Source organism: Devosia sp. MDV22-iso42 (assembly GCF_058629155.1).
The window spans coordinates 114,875-137,291 of record NZ_JBZVWR010000015.1; the positions used below are offsets into that span (position 1 = coordinate 114,875).

Consider the following 22,417-nt stretch of genomic DNA (forward strand, 5'->3'; position numbering starts at 1 on the left):
GCTTGCCCAAGTGTCGAAGGGAGCCACCAGGGGCGACCGAAGTCGCCCCCGTGCCAGAGAGCCTATTCGCTGCGGATATTGTATTTGGCGATGATATCGCGCCAGAGCGCCTCCTCATCGACCACAATCTGGTGAAATTCCTCGGGCGTTGTGGGTGCCACAGTCTGGCCCGCCAGGCGGAATTTCTCTGTCCCCTCTGGCGATTCAAGATAGGCGCGCATCACCTCATTAATCTTGGCGACGATCTCGGGCGGTGTGCCCTTGGGTGCCATGATCCCTCCCCACGACACGGCCACCAGATCGATCCCGGCTTCCTGGAATGTCGGCGTCTCGGGCAGGATTGCGGCGCGGGCCGATGACACCACGGCGATCGGCTTCAAATTGCCGGCCTCGATCTGCTTGATATAGGTGTCGCCAAGATAGTCGATCGACAGATCGATACTGCCCGACAGCATGTCGGTGGCGATCGCCGGGCTTCCCTTGTAGGTGACGAGCTTGAGGTCGATGCCGGCGCGGTCCATCAGCGCCAGTTCGATCATGTGGCCGTAGGTGCCAATGCCATTATTGCCCGCGCTCACCTGGCCTGGATTGGCCTGCGCATAGGCGATAAGCTCTTCGAGCGTGGCAGCGGGAAAGTCCTTGCGCGCGACCAGCACCATGTCGCCCACGGAAAACTGGCCGATATGCTCGAAGTCCTCCAGGGGATCATAGGGCAGCGACGGCATCGTATTGGTGAAGTTGGCGGCCGGCCCAGGATATGCGGTTACCAGCGTGTAGCCGTCCGGCGGCTGACGCGCCACATAACCGGTACCGATAGCACCACCGGCGCCCGGCTTGTTCTCGACGATGACGGTCTGCCCCAGGCCTTCCTCAAGTGCCGCCGCCAGCAGCCGCGCCAGATAATCGCTTCCGGCGGCAAAGCCATGAACCAGGGTGATGGGCTTGTCGTTCGGCCAGTCGGCGGCCATGGCTGTGCTCGTCGGGCCCATCCCCGCGAAGGCCAGCAATGACATGCCAATAGATATGAGTGTCTTGTGCATTTTCCCTCCCAAGTCGGGCGGCGCCGATGCGCCTTGTCCCGACCGTGTCTAGTTACCGTCAATTTGCCTGCCCAACACACGTCACGCGAACGCGTGTTTCATTCCTTGAAATACTTTCGAGCCAAATGCGACGGTCATTGCGGAACACGATGCAGATGGTTCCATGGGTGCCCGACGGAGGGCACTCGCCAAAGTACCTGAACGTCGCCTCAAAATTCCATGGGCCACCGCAGCATAAGGCCGGACGAAGCCAGCATCATTGCAGGTGTCTCTTGGGCCAGTCCACCGGGCATCATGTTCACGCATATGGCCAAGTCATGGGCGTCAAAGTCATCGAAAACCGTCAGGTCAGGTGGCCCAATCCGCGCTCCAGAATTGACCACCAATTGCAGAGCAGGACCGCGTCAGAGCGTGGGGACGACGAGAAGCTCCGAGCGGCCTATCTCGATCGTAACGACCGGTCTTGCGCGATTGCCCGTTGGCGCTATCGGGTGAGCGCCGCCTCAAACACAGCCTCGATATCGTCCAGGAGAGCCTACCAATCATGCGGTTGGCGTCCCGGCATAGCCATCAACTTGCCCATTATGCAATATTGCCTTTTGTGCATTTTTACCATATGAGCATTATCTATCGGCGGGCCTCCCCCCTGTCCGAACGATGGAGTAGCCAAACAATGGACTGGAATCGCCGCAACCACATCGCCTCGGTCGCTCTCGCAGTGTCGCTGATGACGACGCCAGGTGTTTTCGCAGAATCGGAGGCCGCTGTGCCCAAAGTTTTCGTATGGATAGAGATTGAAGCTGCCCCCGGGCAGATCGACGAGACCCGGGAAATGTTCCACAACACCATCAAGACATCCCATAAGCCCGGCATGCTCAGCGCTGTCGTGTTCGAGGATACACAGCGGCCAGGCGTGTTTCACAGCATGCAGGAATGGGAAAGCGAAGAGGCCTTTCAGCAGCATATGAACGACGCCGATGGCCAGGAAGGCGGGCTCGAGCATGCCACGCGGACGCTCAAGGGGCCGCCAAAGCTTTCGATCCTCAAGCAGTTGGAAGACTAGGCCAGATGTCGACTTCGCCTCCCCAGACCGCCGAAGCCCTCGGCTTGCGGGAACGCAAGAAGCAGGCGACGCGCGCGACACTGAGCGCGGTCGCCCTGCGTCTGGCGCTGGAGCGCGGTATCGAGCAGGTGACGGTGGAGGAGATTGCCCAAGCGGCCAATGTCTCGCTGCGGACCTTCAGAAATTACTTTCCCACCAAGGCTGCGGCTATCGTCGACCTTGCCCATAACCGGGCCGATAGTTTTGTCGCCGCCTTCGAGGCGCGGCCGGACAATGAAGAACTGTGGTCCGCGCTGACGGCGGCGCTTCTGGCCCTTTACCCCGAGGAGCCTGACCGCAGCTGGATCGAGCGCATGCGGCTGCTCCGGGACGAACCGGGCCTCGCAACCGAGGAATACAAGGCGGACCGGGCCGTGCAGACGAGGTTGGCCGACGCCATCGCCGAGCGAACCGGCAGCACCGTGGCCTGCGATATTGTGCCAGGGCTGACCGCAGCGCTGGTGCTGGCCACGGCGCACGCCGCGCTGGAGTTCTGGCTCAGGTCCGGGTCCAGAACCACCTTGCGCGAGACGCTGTCAGACGCCATGCGGCGGGTGCCACTGATCGTGCCGCCTGCATAGCGAAGGGCGGATCCGAGGCTCCGCCCCAGTAGCAGCTCATCCGGGCGCCCTAGCCGCAGGGGGTGGCCTTGCGGTCGACCGACTGGCCGGAAATTCGACCGCCGGCGCGAAGAGTTTCCGAGGCCTCACCAACGACTTGCTCGCACGCATTGATGGCGTCCAGCGGCAGCTATGCGTGCGAGCTGCCGGTCACCCCAATGGGGCGGAAAAGCTTGGGGGTCGTTTCAACGTGAGAAGATCGGTTACGTCCTTCAGGTCGTCCAGCGAAGAAATGCCGAGCTTCAGCCACTTGCCATCGTGATAGGTCTCGGCCGCGTCGTATTGCGTCATCAGTCGCGGGGTCAGAACATTTCGTCGGGCTTCCACCTTTTCGCGTTCAGCCCCGCCCAATACAACGACAGCAGAAAAGGCGCAGTACTCTGGTACCAAGGTGCAGAACGCCCTGGACTTCTTGTAGCGCAGGGACCAGCCGTGTTTCTTCCCGCCATATAGCCAATCAGGGGTGAACACGTGCGGGTATGCTGCAGCAATCCAGTCCCGCAGCACAGACCATCGCGCGAAGGCGTCCGGTCCGAGCCAATGACGAAGCAGCATATCGTCCGGCACTGTTGCCTTGTCCGTCAGGCGCCCCCCCGCACTTGGTGACTGATCCATGCCGCACATTTCCCGTTGTCGGACCACTTTTGCAGATGCGAGAGGGGCTGGATAGGCGGCAAAGCCGTCATTCACAGTGACGGTCATGACTGGCCGAAACAAGATGTCAATCCAAGGTACAAATCCGATCCGAGACATTTACGCAGGAGCCTGGCGGGGAAATGCCGCAGTCATCCGCTGCGAAAACCACGGCCATATCCCAAGCTTGCCAACCACTGCACTCAAGCTGCGATTGCTGTCCTGCGAGCGCGCCGGCTAATCTGCTGCAGCGTCGAAAGCGCGCCGGGCATTTTCGATGCGGTTGAGGTTATTGGTGACCCAGGTGCCCAAGGCTCTGACCGGAACGACCATTTCACTGCCAAGGTCGGTCAATGCATATTCAACGCTGGGTGGCTTGGTCGGATAGACGGTACGCCTGACCAGGCCGTCGCGCTCGAGGCCGCACAGCGTCAGCGCCAGCATGCGCTGCGAGATACCCTCAACGCCGCGCTGCAGCGCGCTGAAACGCTTGGGTCCGGTCTCCAGCTGCATGGCGATCAGGATGGTCCATTTGTCGCCAATCTTGGCCAGCGCCTCGCTCAGCGGCCGGCAATCGGCTGTATCAGGAATGTTAGCTTGTTGCAAAATAGTGCCTCCTTGGCACGCCTGGCCGCTCCATACCATATAGGCGCTTACCAAAAGGAACTACCTGCCTTTTGGTAAGCGTGGAGTGGCATGATGCAACAAGTTGTCTTGATTACCGGTGGCACCCAGGGCATCGGCCTGGGGCTGGCCAAGGCCTTCATGGCGCAGGGCGCCGCCGTAGCCGTCTGCGGGCGATCGGATGCGCCCCTGAATGCCTTCTCCCGCCAATATCCTGATGCTCTGGCCATCAAGGCGGATGTCACCGACGCCACGACAAGGCAGGCCATGCTGGATGCGGTGACCGATCGGTTCGGCCGGCTGGACATCCTGGTGAACAATGCCGGCACATTCATCGAGCGCAACTTTCTTGACGGTACGGACAGCATCGCTGACCTCGAACAGGAGGTCGCTCTCAATCTAACCGCCCCCATTCATTTGACAGGTGAGGTGCTCCAGCGCTGGCGGAAACTGGACGCGCTGGTCTTTGTCACGTCAGGGCTTGCGCTGGTTTCTCCCACACGGGCGCCGACCTACGGCGCTGTCAAAGCCGGATTGCACGCCTTCGCGGAGGGGCTGCGCCGTCAACTCGCTCCCACCGCAACCCATGTCCTGGAAGTGTTGCCGCCAATGGTTGACACCCAGATGAATGACCAGCGCGGGGGCAGGAAGATGACACCGGCAGCGGTGGCGGAGGTGACCTTGAAGGCGTTGGCGCAGCGTCGCCCCCTGGCGCTGCCGGGCAATACCAAGCTGCTGCCGATGCTGCTGCGCGTCGCCCCAAAGACCATCGACCGGATAGTGGGAAGACTCTGACCGGCGGGACCAAAGGTCCATCCGGAAACGTCACTGACTTCACCAAAGGACCAGTTCCAGCGGTACAGCCGGTCGCATGAATTGGCACGGCAGACCATCGGAACCAACGTTACCGCCGATGGAGAGCCTGCCCGCTTAACACTCCCCTTGAACCGCAACTTGAAAGACCTTCAAATGACCAAAACTGTTCTCATCACCGGAACGTCATCCGGGCTGGGCCGCGCATCGGCGAAGCTGTTCCAGCGCAGAGGTTGGAACGTCGTCGCGACGATGCGGAATCCCGATGCCGAAAGCGAATTGGCTTCGCTCGACCGCGTCCTGGTGAAGCGGCTCGACGTCGAGGAGGCGCCGTCTATTGCCCGGGCCATCGACGCAGGCATTGCCGAATTTGGTGGCATTGACGTGCTGGTGAACAATGCCGGCTTTGGCGCCTTTGGGCCGCTTGAATCGACCCCGATCGAAACCATACGCCGGCAGTTCGAGGTCAACGTCATTGGCGTGCTCCAGGCGATCCAGGCCATCCTGCCGCACTTCCGCTCGCGGAAATCGGGGGTCGTCGTCAACGTGACGTCCACGAGCGGTCGGATGACGTTTCCCTTTGGGTCCCTTTATCATGGATCCAAATACGCCATCGAAGGCGTCTCTGAGTCACTGCAGTTCGAGCTGGCCCCGCTTGGCATTCACGTCAAGCTTGTCGAACCGGGGGCCATCAAGACCGCGTTCGGAAACTCTATTTCATTCAGCAACGACCCTGAGATTTCCCACTACCAACCCCTGCTGCAGGCCAGCATGAACACCTATGGCGGCCTGACGGGTGCAGCTTCTCCGCCCGAGTTGATTGCAGAGCAGATCCTGGCTGCGGCAGAGGACGGGAGTCGCAGGCTTCGCTTTCCGGCGGGCGAGGACGCCTTCCGGCAGCTTGCAGAGCGTGATGGAGCGAGCGATGAGCAGTATTTTGCCACTGTGGCCAAGCAGTTTGGGCTTCCTGTCTAGGCGCAGAAGCGCGAGCTCCAGAGAGCGGACACTGGACAGTCCCCCGGTGAACTAAGCCCGCCAGGGTACGCGGCACCATCGCGGTGGCGCCGATCGGCCAGGACGGTCCGACCGGGACATTTGCGGACGAGAGCGGCCCGGTCGCATGGAGACCGGGCATCGGCGGCGCCTGTGGCGCTAGATCCGAAGAAGAACCGAGCGCACCCGATCAGAACAGTGCGCGCGGCTGCGCCATTCACCTGAAGATCTCTTGCAGCACTTCGAGGAAGGCTCTCACCGTCGGATTGGCGCGGCGGCTTTCCGGCCAGATTGCGGTAATGTTGTTTCTTACGACGCCAAATTCGGAGAGGACCGGGACGAGTGCTCCCCGGGCGACATAGGGCGCGGCAATAAATGCACTGCTGATACCGATACCACCCCCGGCCGCCAGCGTCGCCACCAGGGCGTCGCTCACGTCCACCACGAGCCCGGATAGCGGCACGATCTCAACCACGCGACCATCAATAGTGAAGGGCCAGCGCAGCATCTGGCCCGAGCTCTGGTAGCGAAGATTGACGGTATCGTGCGCCACCAGCTCGTCGGGATGCATCGGCGTGCCACGCCGCGCCAGATAGTCAGGCGAGGCAAAACAGCAAAGCCGATGGGGTCCCAGCCGGCGCGACATCAGTCGGGAGTCAGACAACTCGCCGATCCGCACGGCGACGTCGATCCCTTCCTCGATGAGGTCGATGAACTGGTCGCTCAGCCGCAGATCGACCGTGACCTTGGGATAGCGCTTGCGAAACGCCGGCAGGGCGGGGGCGATCACGTGCACGCCAATCGGCAGCGAAGCAGCGATGCGCAGGCCGCCTGATGGTTCAGAGCGAGTGGCGATTGCCGCCTGTTCGATCTCTTCTGCGTCGCGCAGCAAGCTGAGCGCGCGCTGGTGCAGTTCACGCCCTTCAGGCGTCAGCGTCAGCGAACGGGTCGTCCGGGTGAAGAGCGAGACTTGCAGCTGCAACTCGAGCCGCTGGATGCTCTTGCTAACCGCCGAGGGCGAGATCGACAGCGATTTGGCAGCAGCGGTGAAGCTGCCCAGCGAACCGGCGCGGGCGAACGCAATCAGTCCGGTCAGGCGCTCAAGTACCATTTGTTCCCTCATGGCACGAGTAAAGCGAATTACCCTCCGATTATCAACCTTTGTCGAGGTGATTATATCCCGACCAGCGCAAATTGACCTGAAGGAGGCGTTCGTGAGCGATAGGATGAAGGCCATTCGGCTGCATGCATTTGGTGGCCCCGAGGTACTGATATACGAAGATACCCCCCCGTCCCGAAATGGGGCCGGGTGAGGTCCTGGTCCGCACTCATGCGGTTGGACTTAATCCGCCGGACTGGTACTTTCGCGAGGGCTACAAAATGCTGCCCCCGGAATGGCGGCCGCAGCTGCCCTTTCCCATCATTGTGGGAACCGACATCTCCGGCGAGGTTGTAGCGCTGGGCGACGACGTCCGGGATTTTTCGGTCGGTGACCCGGTCTATTCCATGGTTCGCTTTCCAGCCGGAAACAGCAATGCCTATGCCCAATATGTCAGCGTCCCGGCTTCGGAACTGGCGCTCAAGCCGTCCGGCATTGATCACCTTCATGCCGCCGCAGCGCCGATGGCGCTGTTGACCGCCTGGCAGTTCATGATTGCCCAGGGGCACAATGTCCCCAATCCCTTGCAGCCCACGCCGCATCAACCCGTGCCGCTGGAAGGCAAGACCGTCGTGGTCAATGGGGCAGCGGGCGGCGTCGGGCATTTTGCCGTGCAGCTGGCCAAATTGAAGGGGGCGCGGGTAATCGCCATTGCCTCGGGCAAGCACGAAGCCCTCCTGCGCGACCTCGGCGCGGATGAGGTCGTCGACTACACCAGGACTGTTCCCGAGGATGTCATCGGCGACGTCGATCTGGTCGTTGACGCGGTCGGCGGTCCAACAAGCACGCGCTTCCTGCGCATGATAAAGCGGGGCGGCGCCCTGTTTCCGATCTTTGGCCTGGGTGCCGTGGGGGGCCAAGAGGCGGACGATCTTGGCATCACGGTCTCGACGACCCAGGTTCGCTCCAGCGGGGCGCAACTGGCCGAGCTCTCCGGACTGCTCAGTGACGGCACGATCCGCGTCGTGATTGACAGCGTATTTGCCCTGGCCGAGGCGCGGCAGGCGCATGAGCGCGCTGCGCAGGGGCATATCCAGGGAAAGATCGTTCTCGAGGTCCATTAGGGCCATGGGATCGACGCCACGCACCAGGCACGGAAGGAGCAGTTGAAATGGACACGCCGCAAAAGATCCGCCACGGCACGGCGGAATGGTTCGACATGGTTGGCACGATAATGGTCAAGGGCGCAGATCGGGCGAGACTTCCCGCAGACCTCTGCGTCTCGTTGGTTGAACGCTACACCGACGGAATGGCGCTGCCGGGTGGCGTGGTCCAGGGTCTGCGCTTCGAAATCGTGACGGGCAAGCCGTCGTTCCGAGTCGGCGCGTATCCGGACGAAAAGGCGGATCTGATCGTGGAGATATCGGCTGCGGCGGCCAGGACATTGAACAGGCTGCAAAGCGCTGATCCCAGATATCGGATTGCTCTGGATGGATTTGTGCAAAAGGGAGAAATGCGCGTGACCGGCGATATCACACGACTGGGGGATTGGCTGGGCGCAGCTCACGATCCTATCGTGGCGCGCACGGAATAGCCGATCATCGCAGCCATTGGCGCGTCGGCGCGCCGATTTGCTCGGTATCGCCCCAAAAGCTGACCTAGCTCCATCCTGAACGCGCGCCGCGGCATGATGTGGACACTGTGCGGTGCCTATGAGTTGCGCAGCCAGGTCAGCACCGCGACAACGCGGCGGTGCTCGGCGGGGTCCGCATTGAGGCCAAGCTTGGAGAAGATTTCGGAAATGTGCTTTTCAATGGTACCCGCGCCGATCTGGAAGCGCGTCGCGATCCCGTGATTGGTCAGTCCCTCGGCCATGGCGCCCAGCACCTCCCGCTCCCGCGGCGTCAGCGCGCGCAGCGGGTCCTGGCGGGCATTGATCAGGGCGCCGACCACGTCGGGATCAAGCACCGTGCCGCCCGAAATGACGCGTTCTATGGCGTCGTAGAGCGCATTGATAGAGACAAGCCGATCCTTGAGCAGATAGCCGACAAAGCCCTGCTGGTCTGCGAACAGCTCCTGGGCGTAGAGGCTTTCGACAAACTGGCTCAGGATCAACACCGGAAAGCCGGGCCGTTCGCGCCGGAGTGCAATGGCCAGCCGCACCCCTTCGTCGGTGAAGCTGGGCGGCATGCGGACGTCCATCACCACCAGATCCGCGGCAAGCGTCGGCATGGCCGCCATCAGCTCGTGGCCACTGCCGAAAGAGCCGGCAAGATGGAATCCCGCCTCTATGATCAACCGGGCCAGGCCTTCGCGCAGCAGCACCGAGTCGTCGACGATGGCAATGTGATGCTGCCGGGATGGGGGCAATGATCGGTCCTCGGCCTCAGAAGGGAATGTGCAGCATGACACGAGTCGGGCCACCAGGCGGGCTGTCGAGTGACCAGTTGCCGCCCAGACCCTCGACGCGTTCGGCCAGTCCGGACAGGCCGTGGCCAGGCACCGGCAATGCCCCACCCTGGCCGTCATCGGCAACCGTCACGTCCAGGAAGCGCCCATCGGCAGCGGCCAGGCAGGTGATGGTTACCCGCCGGGCGCCGCTGTGCTTGACGGAATTGGCCAGCAGCTCGGCGACAACGAAGTAGACGCCCTGCTGCACGGCCGGCTCGATGTCGCGCCCGGGGTCGATCGCCGCCGACACCGTTGTGGGGATCGGATTGCGCTCGGCCAGCGCCTGCAGCGCCGCAACCAGGCCACGGTCCTGCAGGATGGGCGGCACCAGGCCCCGTACCAGGTGGCGCAGTTCGGTCAGCGTTTCGGCCGAGCGGCGCCCGGCCTCGGCGATCAGGCGCGAGGCGGTCTCGGGATCGCTGGCGACCTTGCGCTGCGCGGCGGCCAGGTCGAACTGCAGGCGCAGCAATTGCTGCTGAGGGCCGTCATGCAGGTCCCGCTCCAGCTTGCGCAGCGCGCGGCCCTCGGCGGCGACGCTGGCCTGGCGGGAGCGCCGCAGGCCACTGATCTGAGCGTCGATTTCCTCGGGGCCGAAACGGCCCAGGAAGACCCGCGCCAGCCGGTCGTGCAGACCCACCATGGCGTTGGTGAACCATGGCAGGGTGACGAGGGCCGCTGCGCCGACAATGGCATAGGCCAGGACGGCCAGCGGCCCCTGCAGATGCGGCAGCAGCGATGAGAGGACCGGCAGGTTGATGCCGGCCTCTGCCAGCTCCGCCGGCGTCGTCGCGGCCCAGCCATTCCACAGCCAGCGCGTGGCCCCGTTGGCGATGCTGGCAAGCCAGACCAGCGCCAGGCTGCCGCTGATCGTGCCGAGCGCCAGGTAGAGCGCGGTATAGCCGATATAGTTCCGTTGGCGTCGGTCAAGCAGCACCAGGGTGACGCGCTTGCGGAAGGGAAGACCCGACGGAGCCGACCAGTCGGGAGGCTCGATCGGATGCGCGCCGGCCCAGGCGAGGCGCCGGAGCTCGAACGTCCCGAACCAGCGCGCCAGCGCCGCGGCTACCAGGAGCAGCAGGACACCAACCCCCAGCGCCAGAAGGGAGGCGCCAACCGACACCAGAACGATCAGGGCGACCGGGACGGTGAGGGCCAACGGCAACGCGGTGAGCAGGAACAGGCTCTGGCGCGGCACCGGCGACCACCGCCTGGCGTTGAAGAGCGCGCGCCAGCTCAGCGTCGGTGTCTCACCGGTGCCTGACGATGGGGCATGGTCGTTCTGGCTCATCGATCCATTTCCCTAGTAGCTGATGCCGATCTTGAGCAGGTTGAACACGAACGCTACCCAGATCACGACAATGGTGGCCAGCGCCAGCGCGCCGGCGCCGATTGTCGACCACATGCCGCGCCGCTCCCGCACCGCCAGGACCGCATTAGCCGCGGCCGAGGCCGCCAGCCCCAGGCATGCCGCGATGGTCATCGCCTGCAGCGCCAGCAGCACCGGATCCGTCCCGTCGCTCAGCAGCGTGAGGTCTGACATGACGACGATCAGCAGGGCAAACCAGCCGATGAGGGCGGCGACCATCACCGTGGCAGACGCCCGCACGCCGTGATAGGCGACAGCCGCCGCGCCCTGGAGGCTGAGGCGAACGCCATAGTGGCGACGAACCAGCGCCGCGACGGGCCATTGCACCGCCGCCAGGGCCAGCAGGCCCAGGCTGAGTACCAGAGCGGGAAGCACCCAGCTGGCCGAACGCTGCCACGGGACCGCATCGAACACCATGATCGGCGCGACGCTGTCGAGGCTGAAGCGAACCGCGCCATCGTCGTCGACCACGGCGGCGATGCGCTCGTGGCTATTGCCGGCCTGCCAGACGAGCGGCGCGACCTCGATCCACTCCCGCACGGGCGCCCCCAGAATGGGCAGGTTGGTGGCTTCGAGCTTGCCGGCCTCGCTCACGGTCACGGTGGTCGGCGACAGCAGTTCGCCAAGGCTGAGAAAACCGGCGGTGGAGCGCCGCGTGGACGCCCATTGCCCGGCCAGCAACTGCGCGTTGCCCTGTCCGATATCCTCCGGTGCGGCACCCGGCGGGGCCGGGAAGTAGCGGTCGGCGAATGCAGAGAAGAGCAGCGCGCGCAGCTTATGCGCCGCGCCGTTCTCTCCCGTGCTGTTGATCGAGATGAAGAGGCCGACATCATCGTCGAGGAACAGATGCAGGTCGGAGTGAAAGGCCACCGTGTCGCCACCATGGCTGATGACACGGTGCCCGTTTAAGGAGCTCTCATAAAAACCAAGCGCCATTCCGTTGAGTGGCGGAATGGTGGCAAGCGCCTGGGCATGCATCAGCCGCGCCGTGGCCGGCTGCAGGATCCGGGCGTCGCCGAGGCGACCGTCATCGAGATGCGCCAGCATGAACTTGGCCATGTCCGGCGCCGTCGCTGTTAGGGCGCCTGCCGGCGACGCGGCGACATATTCGAACGGCAAAGCCGCGCCGCTTGCAATCGCGTAACCCTTGGAAAGATTGGCGCGTTGTTCTGCCGACAGTTCCTGGGAAAATGTCGCATTCTCCATGCCGAGCGGCGCGAAGATCGTCGCGGCCACGCGGTCCGCGAAGGGTTGGCCAGAGACACGCTGCACGATGTATCCAGCCAGTGCAGTGGCATAATTGGAATAGGCCGGCGTGGTTCCAGGCGCATAGATGCGCGCCGGGACGAAGTTTTTGACAAGGTCGTCGAAGGCAACGCTGTCACCACGGTCATAGCTCAGCACGTGCTTGAGCTGCTCTTCGAAGCCGGATGTATGCGTCAGGATGTGGCGCAGCGTGATGGGCTGGCCCTCGAATGGCGGGATGACGAAATCGAGATAGGTGTTGACATCAGCGTCGAGCTCAAGCGCCCCCTGCTCGACCAGTTGCATCACCGCGGTCCAGGTGACGAGCTTGGAAATGGAGCCTGGACGAAACAGGGTCCGTTCCGGATCGACTGGTTTTCCGGTGGCCGCATCGGCGTCGCCATAACCCTTGAGTGTCAGCACCTCGCCATGGGCGACCACGGTCACCACGGCGCCGGCCATGTCGCCGGCCTGCAGCGCATAGGGCACGAGGCCATCGAGCCAGGTGTCGACGTCGGACTTGTCCAGCAGGTGCGGGGCCGAATGGGGTGGCGGTGGGGTGGCGTCCTGGGCCAGAACTGGCGCTGCCAGACCGAGCGCGAATATCGCGAGCCTTGCTAGTCTTTGCATTTTTGGATGCCTTTCTCTGAAGGGGGCACAATCGGCCAAGGACACAATTCGCGACACCGGGGGCGCCCCCGTCCCTGTCTGGGGGTTAACCCCCAGACCGGCGTGTGTCGGCGACAAACCTGAATTGACGGCGAGAGGGAGCATCCCAATCTTGCCCGCCCTTTTGTCGCAGTCTTGACTTGGCCTTGAATGTTGGTCGCCCCCAGGCGCACCACCAGCTGTGTGCACGTTCGCCGTACTTGTGGAACTTGTGGCGCCTCGCGTCCCCCGGATTGCTGTCGCGGTCCCAACCTTTTCCGCGCAGGTGCGACTGGCCTTCCAAATGGCGTGTCGCCTGTTCGCACTCACATCGAACCGCAGTCTTCACCCGCCAATCGCCAGAGGAGTCATCCAAAATGCGACTTTCAATAACCGGATGGATGCGGAAATCAGTAGGTGGCGGGACCACAAAAATACGCCGCGGAGAGAAATATTTGTCGGAGAAACCGAACTATTTCATAATTACAGATTGCGGATCGAAATTTCAATTTCGACCCCAAAGTGAAAATTGAGCTAGGCATATGCGTAAGCATAAGCATATTCCCATGTCGGATCCGGGACCCATCCGGGCAAGATCGAAGATTCCTGGATTGCTGACGCTGGGGCGGCGCGGAGAATGGCGACTGTGGCTGCTCCCGCCAAGGCGACGGAGAGAAAGCCTCTTCTGCTCAGGCGAAGAACATCAATTTCTGTGGCGGCCTTGGATCGTGCAGGATCAAGGGCAGTGCATTCGATCATAGAAGATCTCCATGGGGGGAACTGCGATGGCCACGACAATGCCGGGCCATCGCCGATACATGCATCAGGGCCTAATAGGGTTTGTGCGGGTCCGCCAAGAGCGCGGGATCGGGCACCAGGCCCTTGCTGGCAACGTTCGCCAGCATCTGGTGTGCCATGTGGAAACCGAAGTCTTCAGCGACAGCTTTTTTCCAGGGCCGAGCGAGAATGTTGTGCGTCGCCCAGCGCGTGTAGCGTGACCGCTTCATTATGAAGCGCGCGATGTCCCAGGCGCGGTCGAGCAGCTCGTCACGAGGGTAGATTTCGCTCACAATACCAAGGGCAAGCGCTTCGGGAGCAGGAATGGGCTTGGCCGTATAGATGTAGTAGGCGGCCTTCTTCTGTCCCAGCAAGGTCTGCAGCGCCATTCCCTGGCCGTCGCCCGGAGGACTTCCCAGCCAGAAATGGGGGTCCATGAAATCGGCGTCAGGCGCGGATAGCGTCACGTCACAGAGCATGGCGAACTCGGTGTGGACCCCCGGTCCATTCACCGCTGCAATGGTGGGGATATCGATATTGTTCACGAAGCTCTCGATGTGCTTCCACCCATCCATCATCCGATGGAAGATGTGGTCGGGATCCAGATCAGACGCGGGCTTCGGATTTAGCCCATTGGGGTCTCCCACCATCCATTTGTCGCCGGTGCCGGTCAGGATGAGGACATGGTTTTCTGAATCATTGCCGATTTCCTGCCACACGCGGCTCCAGGCGCTATGGGCGGCCTGGGTATGCTTGTAGGGGCCGCCCTCGCTCTGCAGGCGGACCTCGATGATCCCATCCTTGCGGGTCATGCTGAAGAAGTCTGCATAGTCCTTGGAATATTCAAGCAATGACCGCGGCGAGATGTAGCCCGGCCAGTCACTTTTGGGATCAAAGCCCATGCTGTGCCTCCCCATGGGGAGCGATGCCAAGCACCGTGTGGGCGCTCTTGCCGGCACGCGCTGCTCTCCGAGCTATTGGCAAAGTCGAAGGCAAGGCTGAGCCTTGAAAACGATCTGTCGAGACGTTGTTAAACGCGGAATTCATCAGGTTTACTCCAGTCCGTTGTGTGAAATCGCCAGGGATTTCGTGGCAGTCTTCGGACGCGACCATTGCCAGGAGATTACGTGCCTGTCGGCCGTACGGACAAAACCGTGTGCTGCGAAAATGCTGCCTTGGGCTGGAAATTCTGGCGCGCTAGTGGAGATCCAAGGTCTCCTGGCAGGTCGGTGAGAACTCCCGCTTGGAGTTGGCCAGGCAGCCCTTGATTGTCAGGGGGTTCAGTCCACCGCAGACTCGCGCCATCTCCAGCTGGCACATATGCGCTGTCTCCCAAAAACGTTGACACTCCAGGGAGAGCTGCGGCCGATTTTCCTCCACGCAGGACGCTATGGCATCCGGCGTGAATCTCCACGGTCGCAAGCATAGTGACCGGATCTCTGCACCGCACACCCGCTTGACAGCATCGGACGGCGCAGCCGCCAGCGCTGCCTGCAACAGCACCGCGAACATTCCCGCCCCGATGAAACACCGGCCAGGCAAACTGGTTTTCACACCCACATCTATCTCCAATCCAGAACAGGACGGAGCCGACGTTCTGACTGCAGCGTTGCGCGGAGATTACCAGTTTCCGTTCAGCCAATCCTTCTGTGCCACAACCTCAGACCACTGGATCAAGCAGCCGGTTTGCCCACCGCAACGCAGACGTAATGAATGCGCTTATGATGGCCCGCCCACAGGACAGGAGTTGCGGATGCGAATCTTACTGGTAGAGGACGATCGTCACATGGCGGCTGCGTTATCGTCAGCCCTCAGCCAACACGACATTATCGTGGACCATGTTCGCACTCTCGAGCTGGCGGAGGAAGCCTGCCGCAGCAAGGTACATGACGCGGTGCTGCTCGATCGAAAGCTGCCGGACGGTGACGGCCTGTCTCTCATCCCGACCATTCGTCGCCACTCTGGCGTGCCCGTCATCGTCTTATCCGCCCTTGGCTCATCCGAGCAGCGCGTCGCCGGACTGGATCAAGGTGCGGACGACTATTTGCCAAAGCCATTCTCCACGGACGAACTCCTCGCCCGCCTTCGCGCGGTTATGCGCCGCCCCGCTCAAGTCGGTGGCAATATGGTATGTATCGGGAACCTGCAGTTCGACCTGAGCCAACGGCACGCTCAGGTTTCCGGCAAGCGGCTCAACCTGACACGCCGCGAGTTGCTCGCACTCGAGCTCCTGGTCCGACGAGCCGGACGGACTGTGTCACGTACTGCCCTGGAAGAAGCAGTGTACGGCTACGACGATGAAATAGCCTCAAATGCCCTGGACGCCAACATCTCGAGACTGCGGCAAAAGCTGAGCGAAGCCGCGGTCGACATCCACGGAATAAGGGGCTTGGGATACCTCCTGAGTGCTGCCGAATGAACCGCTGGCGCGCCGGTTCACTTCGAAGCGGGCTGACCTGGCGCATGGTTGGCATGCAGGCCTTTGTGGTCCTTGCCTTCATCGGCGTCGCATCGGTCGCCATTCTTCGGTTGACGAGTGCGGATCAAGGTCTGGATGAGGACATAATCGACGACATTTCGGCGTCAATATCGCGGAGTCAATCGGGCGAGCTGTTGCTCAGCCCCAGTGACGACCTGCGCGATCTCATCGCGGATTATCCGGGTCTGTGGTTCCATGCCGAAGACACCACGGGCGCCGCTGTTCATTGGGGTGCGCTTCCTGCTCAACTTGAAAGAATGCTTTTTCATTTCAAGCAGTTGAACTCGGCGGACATCGCCACCAGCGAGGCGAAGCGCACCCCCCTGGCGGTGATGCGGCGGCAGAGCAGTGCTGCAGGAGACCTTTGGATCATTGCCGGCGGTGGGCCGGCGGTCAGCTTCAAGTCGGTCTTGGCAGATCTGGTCAACCCCGTATTCCTGATCCTGCTTCTGGCTCTTACCGCGGTCTCGTTCCTTTTCATCCCGTTCATGATCACCGGCCAGCTCAGAGGCGTGGACGACATTGCTGGTGAAGCCGACACCATCGACGTGAACAGGACGGGTATACGCCTCTCCTCGACGCGGGTGCCGCTCGAGCTGCATTCTCTGGTTGGGGCGGTGAACGCCGCTTTGGCGAGGCTTGACCTTGGGATTGAGCGCCAACGGCGGTTTCTGGCAGATGCGGCCCATGAGCTGCGGACCCCCATTGCGGTGCTGCAGACGCGCCTGGGAACACTCCCCAGAGATCAAAAGCGTGCAGGGCTAATGCTCGACATGGCGCGCCTGTCAAACCTCGCTGATCAACTCCTCGACCTGCAGCGGCTTGAGGTCGATCAGGCGCCAATGCAACCCGTTGATCTGGTTCGCCTTGCGGCGGAAGTGACGGCGGACCTCGCGCCTTTGGCGATCGCAGGGAAAACCGAGATTGAGTTCAGCGCGGAGGCTGAGCGCGTAATGGTACAAGCTGATTCAGGCTCGCTAGCGAGAGCCATTGTCAATCTTGTTCAGAACGCCATTGTACACGGCGGCCCAGGCTGCACGATACGGGTGGAAGTGGCGCGACCGGGCAGCTTGAGAGTGATCGACAATGGACCGGGCGTCCCCGAGTTTCATCGAGACCTGATTTTTGAGCCCTTTCATCGCGTCATTCCCAGGGACCAGGGAACGGGATTGGGTCTGCACCTCGTCAAGAGCATCGTCACACACCATGGGGGCGAACTCCGGGTTGCAGAGACCCCTGGTGGGGGCGCCACATTTGAAATTCGGCTGCAGCTCGTGGCTCCCCTCGCGAGCTGACGCCAGAGGAAGCGATTTTCTTCCTCGAACGCGCCTGCCGCGCAAGGCTGTAATGCCCAGGCAATCTTCCCGGTGCCATTGGCATTACACGCGACGGCCCAAATCCGCATTTGGCCGCGCTCGGCCACCAGGAATTGGAACAACAAACCCCATGCAACGCGCAATTTCCGGACCTGACGCCCGTCTTCGACGCGGGATACGCGCAAGTGGCCTGACCAAGCGCTATGGCAACAGGATCGTGGTCGATAATCTTACGTTCAGCGCATCGGCGGGCGTAGTGACCGGCTTTCTCGGACCGAACGGCGCCGGAAAGAGTACGACCCTGCGGATGATCCTGGGTCTGGCAAAGCCAACATCGGGAACGGTGACCATAGACGGACATAATATCGCAGAAGTGGCCGATGCTGCTCGAGCCGTTGGGGCCCTTCTCGATGCCGGCGCGGTCCATCCCCAGCGCAGCGCTTTCGACCACCTGCTTGTCTTCGCCCATGCGGCCGGGCTGGGGAAAGCACGCGTGCAAGAAGTTCTGGAGCTGACGGGCCTGGCTGGAGCTGCAGACCGTCCTGCAGGCGAGTTTTCTCTCGGGATGAAGCAGCGGCTCGGCATAGCGACGGCTCTGCTCGGGAACCCGCAGGCGCTCATCCTGGACGAACCGTTAAACGGACTGGATCCCGAGGGCATTCGCTGGATGCGCAACTTGACGCGCGACCTCGCCAGCGAAGGTCGGACGGTTCTGTTTTCCAGCCATCTCATGTCGGAAATGGAGCTCACGGCCGATGACCTTGTCGTCATCGGGCAAGGGCGGCTCATTGCGGAGTCTCCCCTCGAGGAGTTCATCAGATTCAATACGACACAGGTGGTGCGCGTTCGAACGGCGCATTTGGCGCACCTCGCAATGGCTCTCGACAGCGCCGGGCTGACCTATACGCGCGGCCTGGACAGCCTGCTTCTCACCGAAATTTCTGACGCGTCGGTGATCGGCAAGATCGCGGCCGCGGAAGGCATAGCACTCGATGAGCTGGCGTCGATCCGTGAGTCTCTCGAGGACGTCTTCCTGCGTCTTACACACCATGCAACCGCACACGAGGCCTCGCCAGAATGAACATCCTTCTTTCCGAATGGACCAAGCTTGGCAGCGTCCGCATGACCTGGATACTCGTGTTGAGCACAATTGCCTCCAGCGTGGCACTCAGCCTTCTGGGCGTGTCGGATATATTGGCCTCGACCGACACGGCCTTACCCCCCAGCTGGGACCCGACGGCGACAGCCTTGAAGGGTTTCCTGTTCGCCCAGCTGATCATCGGCATGATGGGTGCACTTAGCGTTACTGCCGAATTCGAGACCGGGACCATTGCAGGCAGCCTGATCTCCGTGCCGTCTCGGCTCCATTTCTTCGGGGCAAAAATCATCGCCGTAACCGTGCTGGCAGTGGTCACGGCATGTGCGACCACGCTATTGAGCTTCCTGCTGGTGCAAGCCGCGCTCTCCAATGCTGGTGTTCCCGCGGCGGACCTGTCCCAGACCAACGTACAGATGGCGCTGGGCGGGGCGGTGCTTTATCTCGTTCTGGTCGCTCTGATCGGCGTGGCCGTTGGCGTGTTGACGCGATCGCCGACCATGAGCATGTCGGTCCTGGTTGCGGTTCTGCTGCTGACACCTGCAGTGGGGCCCGGACTTCCAGGTGCGATCGGCCCATGGTTCGCGGCGTTTTGGCCGATCACTGCAGGGCAAGCCGTTTACTCGGTTGTGCCAATTGAGGGCAATGTCGATCCCTTTCTCGGCCTGGCAATCCTGGCAGCCACAGCGACGGGGCTGTGTGCGACAGCATATGGGGCACTTCAATATCGGGATATCTAGGCGTTCGCACTCGCCGGTTCGCTCCAGGTCGAGCGCCCGCTCCATAGCATTGTGAACTCGGTGACCCCCTCGCCAAGGGGCACTACTCGGCAGGCCCCGTAACATTGCCCCCGGAAAGCAGTTTCAAAGATGCGGTTGCCGGGGGCTTTGAAGCTGACTGCTCGCGAAATCCTCCATGAGACGTTATTTCCCGGGCCAAGCCAGCCAACAAAGATGTCCATCGCACCGGCCAATTGGGACCTACAATAGCGAGGATGGGGTGGGCAGCGGCCTGTCCGCTCATGACCCAGGTGGCGGGAAAGGTGACGCAAGTCACCGTGGCCCAAGACCATCGCGTGGGTGCCGGAAACAGCGCCACATCTGTAACTGACCGCCTACAGCCGCCGGGGGGAAGCCGGAGAAGGTCGCCCCGTTTCGGGAGATGAAACGCACCGCCAGACAAGTTCCGGCCCATCTGTGGATGCGCTAACAATCGGGCACCAAGCCCAAGCATCGCAAGCAGGGCGTGCAGGAGGAAAGCATGAATAGACGCGAATTCATCGTCTTTGGCGGCACCGCCGGACTTTTGGTCTCGACCGGCATTTCATTTGCTCAGGAGAGCTGGCCGAACAGGGCCGCGACGGTTATTTCAGCGTACCCCCCCGGCGGCACCAGCGACATCCTGGCCCGTCTGGTGGCCGATATTCTGACGGCGCAGTATCAGCAACAATTCGTTCTCGAGAATGTGGCAGGGGCGGCCGGTGCCCTGGCTGGCGGCAAACTGGCACGTTCGGCTCCAGATGGTTATACCATAATGGTCACCGGCAGTGCGCCGCTTGCCGCCAACAAGGTGGTGCAGACCAACCTTGCTTACGATCCGGAAGCAGACTTCGAGCCGATCATGCTTCTTGCTGAAAGTCCGGCTTTGCTGTCGGCCAGCAACAGCGCGCCGGCCAGGTCCGTGCAGGAACTCATAGCTTACGCCAAGGCCAATCCTGGCCAGGTCAATATCGGCAATCCTGGAGCAGGCACCAAGGGTCACATCTGTGCAGCTATCCTTGGCCAGATGGCGGGAATAGACGTCAATCATGTCCCCTATAAAGGCTCGTCACCGCTGGTCGCCGATTTGCTGGGTGGGCATATCGACTTCGCGCTGGATGCGCCGTCGAACTACATTCCGCACATCAAGGGAGGCAAGGTACAGGCGTTGGCGGTTACGTCGTCCGAACGTCTGGCCGAGATACCCGATGTGCCGACCGTGGCGGAACAGGGTCTGGACGGCTATGTGCAGACCCTCTGGTTTGGTGTGGTCGGACCCAAGGGAATGCCCGTGGAGATCGTCGACAAGCTGAATCGGACGCTCAAGGACTGGGGCAATACCCCCAAGGCACAGGAGTTGCTGAGCTCGATCGGTGTAACGCCGGTATTGAGTACGCCAGGAGAGCTGCAAGAAGCCATGGCCAAGGAAATTGCCGCTATCCGTCCGCTGGTCGAAGCCGGGCTCGTGCAGCCCAGTTGATCATCTGGACGCTTGGTTCTTCCGATGTCGCCCGCCTCGCGGGGGGCGGCATTGCCTTGGCCCACCTTGCCGAACAAATCGAGTCCCATGCCATGCTGGTCCCTTCCACCGAGACGCTGCTTCAGTCAGCCCACCCGCTGGGCTTCCGGGTGCGGTCCGCTTCCCCTCGCTCGCTGCTGGTAACCGGCCAAGGCAGCGATATCTTTACTGTCGAAGCCCGCGCCCTGGCTGCACAGCAGAAGGAAATGATCCTGTCCGAGGGACGGGGCAGCGTCTGGCGCCTGTCGGCCGATGAGGGACCGGCCATGAAGGGACATGACAGTGCCCCGTTTCCGCTTGGCTACCTCATTGCTGGCGTGAGTTCGGATCTTCACAACCGCATACGCGCCGTTGCCCGCCGATGTCAGCTCGATCTAGGGGAGATCGGAATCGGCATGTCCCATGTGTTCGGGGCCTCCGGCTCCTTCATCCATTCGACGGCCACTGCGTCGTCCGAGTCATCTGAATTCCATATCGACATCGAAGGCAGGATCGATCCAGGCGTCGCCGCTCAGGTGGTCGCGGAGGCTATGGCCGCATCCCCCGCGATCACTTTCCTTCACACCCCCATGTCGTCGAACACATTCGCGCTCTATATCAACGGTCGCCGTCGCAAGTTGGTCAACCGAGCCGAGTCCGACCTCGCAGAAGTGACCGACCCTTTCCTGAAGTATGCCAGCCCTCCACAACCGGGCGAGTCCGCGGGGCGGTCCGATCTCATCGAACGCACCGAGATCTTGGAGAGCGGCGATGCGACCGATGTGCCCTTGTCGAGTGCCGGCAAGCGCCTGTTCAAGATCACCGGGTATGGCAGGGCCGCGCCGGATGGCCTGTTCACCACGGAGACGCAGATCGCCAAGGCGGGCATGCGACACTTCATCCTGCGTAGCGACGAAAGCGAGGGCGATACCGCGCCATCGGGGCTAGGCCTGTTGGCAGCCGGCATCGCCGCTTGCTATCTCACCCAGTTGCACCGGTATGTCGAAGCGCAGAAGCTCCCCATCCACGGCCTAAGGCTCGTGCAGCACACCCCATTTACGGCTGCTGCCGGAGCTACGGTGGGAGCAATCGATACCCACCTGTTCCTCAATGGCGACGCACCCGAAGAGGTGCACCGTAACCTGCTGACCATTGCCGCCGACACTTGCTTCATGCATGCCGCTGCGGCCGGCTCAGTCAAGCCGCGGGTTACCGTGGCGGTCAATGGCGTGCCCGCGGCATGAAGGGCGGCAGCAGCGAGCGATGGGTTTCTCTGCCTGCATGCCAGAGCGGCCGACGGTGGTAGGGCGCCGGATTGCGTTTCACCGCGACGCTCTCCCAAGGCCCTCCTGATCCAACAGAACGCATTCATCGTAGAGATGAAGCTGACCTGCGCCGTCCTGGTGCAGGCCACATCGGACCTAAGTACATGCCAAACAACAAATAACGCCAAAATGCCGTTTGTACGCTTTTGTACAGAATAAGAACATTAATGTCTTGTTTATATTCCGCGGGTACCAATAAAGCAACGTAATGTGAAACAAGCGGTTGCTTACGATGGGTCTTTTTTCGCCTTCAGCAAAGAATACAGCTGCTTTTTATGACCACGCGACTCTAGACGCTCTATCCAAGTCGCAGGGAATGATCGAATTCCGGATGGATGGTTCGATTATTACTGCAAATCCGAACTTCCTTACTGCGCTCGGCTACTCGCTTGAGGAAGTGCAAGGGAAGGACCATTCCATCTTTGTCGAGCCAGACTACGCCCGATCCGCCGAGTACAAGCAATTCTGGGACCGTCTGCGTCGCGGTGAGTTTGATGCGGCCGAATACAGGCGCATCGGCAAGGGCGGCAAGGA

20 protein-coding genes and 1 pseudogene are annotated in these 22,417 nt (G+C 61.8%); 13 read left to right on the top strand and 8 right to left on the bottom strand.

What is annotated here, in order from left to right:
* Nucleotides 1-62: 62 nt before the first annotated feature.
* The gene (locus AC4NN3_RS18400; RefSeq protein WP_491928545.1) at nt 63-968 is read right to left on the bottom strand and encodes a Bug family tripartite tricarboxylate transporter substrate binding protein; all 906 of its coding nucleotides are present in this window, start codon (nt 966-968) and stop codon (nt 63-65) included.
* Nucleotides 969-1,713: 745 nt separating this feature from the next.
* On the opposite strand from AC4NN3_RS18400, the gene AC4NN3_RS18405 reads away from it, so the two are divergent.
* Together AC4NN3_RS18405 and AC4NN3_RS18410 are read left to right on the top strand one after the other, a co-directional pair.
* Nucleotides 1,714-2,103 (top strand): putative quinol monooxygenase, encoded by a 390-nt coding sequence (locus tag AC4NN3_RS18405; protein WP_491928546.1) that lies wholly within the window; start codon nt 1,714-1,716, stop codon nt 2,101-2,103.
* A gap of 5 nt (nt 2,104-2,108) precedes the next feature.
* Nucleotides 2,109-2,723: an acyl-CoA-like ligand-binding transcription factor gene (locus AC4NN3_RS18410; RefSeq protein WP_491928547.1), complete on the top strand. Its 615-nt coding sequence runs from the start codon at nt 2,109-2,111 to the stop codon at nt 2,721-2,723.
* A gap of 189 nt (nt 2,724-2,912) precedes the next feature.
* Here AC4NN3_RS18410 and AC4NN3_RS18415 read toward each other — a convergent pair whose 3' ends face one another.
* Both AC4NN3_RS18415 and AC4NN3_RS18420 read right to left on the bottom strand, forming a co-directional pair.
* Nucleotides 2,913-3,377, bottom strand: a complete 465-nt coding sequence (locus AC4NN3_RS18415) for a DUF3788 domain-containing protein (protein WP_491928565.1) — start codon at nt 3,375-3,377, stop codon at nt 2,913-2,915.
* Nucleotides 3,378-3,632: 255 nt separating this feature from the next.
* Entirely contained in the window at nt 3,633-4,001 is a 369-nt protein-coding gene (locus AC4NN3_RS18420; protein WP_491928548.1) for a winged helix-turn-helix transcriptional regulator, read from the bottom strand.
* Between the two features lie 93 nt (nt 4,002-4,094).
* On the opposite strand from AC4NN3_RS18420, the gene AC4NN3_RS18425 reads away from it, so the two are divergent.
* Complete coding sequence (locus AC4NN3_RS18425) at nt 4,095-4,814, top strand: SDR family NAD(P)-dependent oxidoreductase (protein ID WP_491928549.1); 720 nt, start codon at nt 4,095-4,097, stop codon at nt 4,812-4,814.
* 174 nt (nt 4,815-4,988) lie between these two features.
* Entirely contained in the window at nt 4,989-5,807 is an 819-nt protein-coding gene (locus AC4NN3_RS18430; protein WP_491928550.1) for an SDR family oxidoreductase, read from the top strand.
* Nucleotides 5,808-6,042: 235 nt separating this feature from the next.
* Here AC4NN3_RS18430 and AC4NN3_RS18435 read toward each other — a convergent pair whose 3' ends face one another.
* On the bottom strand, nt 6,043-6,936 hold the full coding sequence (locus AC4NN3_RS18435) for a LysR family transcriptional regulator (RefSeq protein WP_491928551.1): 894 nt from the start codon (nt 6,934-6,936) through the stop codon (nt 6,043-6,045).
* A gap of 115 nt (nt 6,937-7,051) precedes the next feature.
* Here AC4NN3_RS18435 and AC4NN3_RS18440 point away from each other — a divergent pair.
* Nucleotides 7,052-8,048 (top strand): annotated as a pseudogene (locus AC4NN3_RS18440) (NADP-dependent oxidoreductase).
* 47 nt (nt 8,049-8,095) lie between these two features.
* Nucleotides 8,096-8,518, top strand: a complete 423-nt coding sequence (locus AC4NN3_RS18445; RefSeq protein WP_491928552.1) for a hypothetical protein — start codon at nt 8,096-8,098, stop codon at nt 8,516-8,518.
* A 116-nt stretch (nt 8,519-8,634) separates the two neighbouring features.
* Here AC4NN3_RS18445 and AC4NN3_RS18450 read toward each other — a convergent pair whose 3' ends face one another.
* From AC4NN3_RS18450 to AC4NN3_RS18465, 4 genes are all read right to left on the bottom strand, one after another.
* Nucleotides 8,635-9,294: a response regulator gene (locus AC4NN3_RS18450; RefSeq protein WP_491928553.1), complete on the bottom strand. Its 660-nt coding sequence runs from the start codon at nt 9,292-9,294 to the stop codon at nt 8,635-8,637.
* Between the two features lie 16 nt (nt 9,295-9,310).
* Nucleotides 9,311-10,663, bottom strand: coding sequence for a sensor histidine kinase (locus AC4NN3_RS18455; protein WP_491928554.1), 1,353 nt, complete (start codon nt 10,661-10,663; stop codon nt 9,311-9,313).
* 12 nt (nt 10,664-10,675) lie between these two features.
* Nucleotides 10,676-12,616: a serine hydrolase domain-containing protein gene (locus tag AC4NN3_RS18460; RefSeq protein WP_491928555.1), complete on the bottom strand. Its 1,941-nt coding sequence runs from the start codon at nt 12,614-12,616 to the stop codon at nt 10,676-10,678.
* An 848-nt stretch (nt 12,617-13,464) separates the two neighbouring features.
* Entirely contained in the window at nt 13,465-14,313 is an 849-nt protein-coding gene (locus tag AC4NN3_RS18465; protein ID WP_491928556.1) for an enoyl-CoA hydratase/isomerase family protein, read from the bottom strand.
* A gap of 851 nt (nt 14,314-15,164) precedes the next feature.
* On the opposite strand from AC4NN3_RS18465, the gene AC4NN3_RS18470 reads away from it, so the two are divergent.
* The 7 genes from AC4NN3_RS18470 to AC4NN3_RS18500 all read left to right on the top strand — a co-directional run.
* Entirely contained in the window at nt 15,165-15,830 is a 666-nt protein-coding gene (locus AC4NN3_RS18470) for a response regulator transcription factor (protein WP_491928566.1), read from the top strand.
* A complete protein-coding gene (locus AC4NN3_RS18475) occupies nt 15,827-17,185 on the top strand; it encodes a sensor histidine kinase (RefSeq protein WP_491928557.1) in 1,359 nt (452 codons plus the stop codon). The genes AC4NN3_RS18470 and AC4NN3_RS18475 overlap by 4 nt, the downstream gene beginning before the upstream one ends.
* A gap of 151 nt (nt 17,186-17,336) precedes the next feature.
* Nucleotides 17,337-18,287 carry an ABC transporter ATP-binding protein gene (locus AC4NN3_RS18480; RefSeq protein ID WP_491928558.1) on the top strand — a complete coding sequence of 317 codons (951 nt, stop codon included), beginning with the start codon at nt 17,337-17,339 and terminating at the stop codon, nt 18,285-18,287.
* A complete protein-coding gene (locus AC4NN3_RS18485) occupies nt 18,284-19,042 on the top strand; it encodes an ABC transporter permease (protein ID WP_491928559.1) in 759 nt (252 codons plus the stop codon). Before AC4NN3_RS18480 ends, AC4NN3_RS18485 begins: the two co-directional genes overlap by 4 nt.
* Nucleotides 19,043-19,562: 520 nt before the next feature.
* On the top strand, nt 19,563-20,540 hold the full coding sequence (locus tag AC4NN3_RS18490; protein ID WP_491928560.1) for a Bug family tripartite tricarboxylate transporter substrate binding protein: 978 nt from the start codon (nt 19,563-19,565) through the stop codon (nt 20,538-20,540).
* Nucleotides 20,537-21,802, top strand: coding sequence for an OsmC family protein (locus AC4NN3_RS18495; protein WP_491928561.1), 1,266 nt, complete (start codon nt 20,537-20,539; stop codon nt 21,800-21,802). Before AC4NN3_RS18490 ends, AC4NN3_RS18495 begins: the two co-directional genes overlap by 4 nt.
* Before the next feature lie 313 nt (nt 21,803-22,115).
* Nucleotides 22,116-22,417, top strand: a 302-nt coding sequence (locus AC4NN3_RS18500) for a PAS domain-containing protein (protein WP_491928562.1), incomplete at its 3' end; no start/stop codon positions are given.